1 protein-coding gene is annotated in these 641 nt (G+C 78.2%); it reads left to right on the top strand.

The genetic code is table 11. From position 1 onward, the window contains the following. The coding region (locus CR470_RS38345) for a class I SAM-dependent methyltransferase (RefSeq protein WP_373561482.1) at window positions 1-641 on the top strand (641 nt) is incomplete at both ends.

Genomic DNA, 641 nt, shown 5'->3' with positions numbered 1-641 from the left:
GAGACAGCCCCGGACACCCGCGAAGCGGCCGTCGGCTCCGCGGACGCCACCGGCGCCGCGCCGATCCGCACCGCGCCGTGGGAGGCCGACCCGTACGCCAACGCCCTGCGCACCGGCCGCGGTCCGCTCTTCCTCCGCCGCAGCGACGGCTGGCTGCTGCCCCTGGACGTGGAGCGCTGGTGCTCCGACGCGGGCTCCGCCGACCTGTCCGCGCTGCATCGGTGCGAGGGGCCGGTGCTGGACATCGGCTGCGGGCCGGGGCGGCTGGTGGCGGAGCTGTCCTCGCTCGGACACCGGGCGCTCGGCATCGACGTCAGCGAGGCGGCGGTGGCCCGTACCCGCGGGCTGGGCGGCGCCGCTCTGCTCCGCAGCGTGTTCGACCCGCTGCCCGGGGAGGGCCGTTGGGGCACCCTCCTGCTCCTCGACGGCAACATCGGCATCGGGGGCGACCCGGCCGCCCTGCTGGACCGGGCGGCCGATCTGCTCGGCGCCGACGGGCTGCTGATCGCCGAGACCGCCCCCGTCGACGTCGACGAAAGGGTCCGGGTCCGTCTCGACGACGGCCGGGACGGACCGGGCGGGAGGGCCGCCCCCGCCGCACGCGACGCCGAGCCGTTCCCCTGGGCGCGGATCGGGACGCC

Source organism: Streptomyces sp. rh34 (genome assembly GCF_002551245.1).
GTDB lineage: Bacteria > Actinomycetota > Actinomycetes > Streptomycetales > Streptomycetaceae > Streptomyces.
Note: the sequence above shows the minus strand (reverse complement) of the source record. Positions and strands in the feature narration are given on the sequence as shown.